The following is a 2801-nucleotide window of genomic DNA, read 5'->3' on the forward strand; positions in this document are numbered from 1 at the left end:
ATCGTCTATCGAACGCTTAATACAATTACATAATTCTTTTATATTTTTTAATTGAACAAATATATTTTTTCTAGTTTCTGAGGTACCTAAGTACTGTAATACCTGATTGTTAATAGCCCCCTCTTGATGAAGGTTAGGTATATACTTTTGAGAAAGCCATCCACTTTTCTGGCGGTTGTAAGAATATTCCAAACTCTCATAACTTATTTCAGATTTTTCAAACCAATATCTATATATACCGTTAGCCTCATGTTGTTGAAGTTGAAATAATATCTTTGTTTCATCCCACAGGATTATTTCTAACAATGGATATTCTTCTTTAATTGCTTTTTTTAATGAATCCCATCTAGTTGATTCTGTATTAGTAACAATCTTACCATCTTTTCCTTTTTTTATTGAATTTAAATCTCTAGGAATACATACAATATATCGGATTAAATTTGGTCGAACCTCCATTGCTGTTTTAATAGATTTTTTTATTTGAGTCATTTGACCAGCGGTTATACTAGAAGGAAACCATTTAGCTTGTACACCGACTATTGAACTGTCTTTTAAAGTAGCGAATGCTTCTACTCCACCGTCACCACCACTTCCGTTAACTACAGTAACTGAATCTAAAGAATATTTATATTCTCTTTTACACCAAAGTTCAAATAATTGATTACACATAGTTTCAAAAGCTTGCGTCGGGGCATCGTTATAAGTTTGAAAATGTTGCCAATTCAATTTTCTCACCACTTTCGTATGTTTCATTTCATATAGGATTACCATGAGCTTATTTAATAAAACTTTACTCAATATCTAATATTTTTATGTACTGATAAAATAATTTTATTATCAACTATTTTACTTCAATGAGATCTCTACATTTTATTGTATATGAACTGTTAAATAAAAGCATCTTATAATTCCATTTAATTAACAACCTTTTAAAATTCTCCTTAACTTTAAACCTAGATATGAACTGTATCTTTAAAAAACTTAGCAAAAAATATACTTAGACATACAAAAATCTCCTTATATCATTACAGATTAATGTACACAGATAATGTACACTCCAAAATTAGTTGCTAAATATTGCTATCATACGCATCTTATTTATGTACAGATTAATCTTTAGTATTCTCAGTGCTACCTTACTCATTAAAGGATTAGGTCCAATTCCTATCGTGCATTCCCCATAATTGGATTCACAACAAGAATATCCTTTCGACGAGGAATCTCATAGGCTCTTGCCATTTTCTTTACGCCTAACTCTTTTAATGGTGGAGTTGCAGCCAAAACAATTGAGCCACTCCTATTCACATCACCAACTACAGCTAACTTGGTATGTAGAGGATCTAATCCTATCTTGATGCACGATACACTGGCGTAAAACGAACGAAGATCTACACATAAGGCAATTCGATTTGGCAATATTGAATAGTCACACACTGTCATTTCCTCCTTAAACAACAGAACATTCGTTCTGATTAGATGCGAACTAACGTTCTTTTAGAAAGGTTTTTTAAGAAGGTATTAGATAAAAATATAAAAAGCTGCGCAATAAGGTGGCTATATATTTTTTTGTATAATATTCACCTAACATTTCCATAATGCTAGTGGAGGTGTTAGGTGATGGATGATTATTTTAATAATGGTGTGGAACTTTTACTCGATAAAGATACCTTTTTGGAAAAATACGGTTGTGTAAAAATAGAATACAGAGAATATGAGAACCGAAGATATTATATTTATGCTTTCGATAACGCCCTGCCAGAATGGGATTTTAATACAGGAAAGTTACTCATGGTTACACAAGATGAAGAAATTATAGATTCGATAAAATCACAAGTATTCTTTTTTGAATTAGGGAGTTTTTTTTGCAAAGAGTGTTTTAGAAAAAAAGAGGTAGAAAGATTATCTAACACAAAAGAAACAAAATACTGGTTTCATGGTTTTTGGGAGAAGACACCTGAGAAAACTAAACAATTATTACAAAGTGAAATATTATTTTCAATAAATAATCTTGATTGGTCACATGTAGAGGATATTACTAGTAAAGAACCTTCTGTATTTTTCGGCCTATGTTCGACTTACTGTATGCCTCGAGAGGAATGGGAAAACAACAAGGATATTAAAGAACAGAAAGAAAAAATGGACATGATGTGGAAGAAATTAATAACTAACGAAATAATTAATAGCACTGAGAGCCTACTAGAGGATTTTCTATGTGATTTTATAGACCTAATTGAAGATGGTATGACATTTGTTGAAAGGCAACACAAAGTAGAATATGGTGTCATCGATATTTTAGCTGAAGATAAAAATGGAGTTAAATGTGTTATTGAATTAAAAATTGTTGATGATGATAAAGGAATTACATGGCAATCAGCTTATTATCCAACTTGTTTTGATGAAGAAGTTCGCATGATTACAATCGCCCCTAATTATTCAAGTAAAATATATCGTGCCTTGCAAAATGTAAAGAATGTTGAGATGAAAGTATTTGGTAAAGGTGAAGATGGGCTATTAGAAATCAAAGATTTTGAAGTAGAACTTACTAAAATAGAAGAAATCGAAAACGAAATAATTGAAGATGTAATTTAAAAAGCCGCCCAACAGGACGGCTTTAACTATTATTTAACTTTTATATAGTCGTAAAACCATTTCCCTTCAGGTCTTTCATCCATCCAAGTTGTGATTTTGTCTAAATCACCATTAGGTAATACTTCAGTTTGTAAGTATGCTATACCAGTTGATGGATCAGAAATAACTTGCCCTTTAGTTCCACGCTCATTCATAGCATTTAATACTTCTGG

General features: G+C 31.2%; 3 protein-coding genes and 1 pseudogene. 1 reads left to right on the plus strand and 3 read right to left on the minus strand.

Annotation, left to right across the window (positions count from 1 at the left end; all coding sequences use genetic code 11):
• Nucleotides 1-726 (minus strand): hypothetical protein (locus ABWK52_RS25120; RefSeq protein WP_353772204.1); only part of this gene is annotated, 726 nt, incomplete at its 3' end.
• Nucleotides 727-1179: 453 nt separating this feature from the next.
• Nucleotides 1180-1434: pseudogene (locus ABWK52_RS25125) on the minus strand (DNA repair protein); the annotation flags it as partial.
• Nucleotides 1435-1617: 183 nt separating this feature from the next.
• Between ABWK52_RS25125 and ABWK52_RS25130 the strand changes: the two are divergent.
• Nucleotides 1618-2589 (plus strand): endonuclease NucS domain-containing protein, encoded by a 972-nt coding sequence (locus ABWK52_RS25130; protein ID WP_098541860.1) that lies wholly within the window; start codon nt 1618-1620, stop codon nt 2587-2589.
• A gap of 29 nt (nt 2590-2618) precedes the next feature.
• Here ABWK52_RS25130 and ABWK52_RS25135 read toward each other — a convergent pair.
• The coding region (locus ABWK52_RS25135) for an N-acetylmuramoyl-L-alanine amidase C-terminal domain-containing protein (protein ID WP_353772205.1) at nt 2619-2801 on the minus strand (183 nt) is incomplete at its 5' end.

Source organism: Bacillus sp. AP50, assembly GCF_040492675.1.
GTDB lineage: Bacteria > Bacillota > Bacilli > Bacillales > Bacillaceae_G > Bacillus_A > Bacillus_A cereus.

Excerpts from the sequence above, each read along its gene's own strand:
- ABWK52_RS25130 (WP_098541860.1), top strand. The coding sequence starts at position 1,618 with ATGGATGATTATTTTAATAATGGTGTGGAACTTTTACTCGATAAAGAT.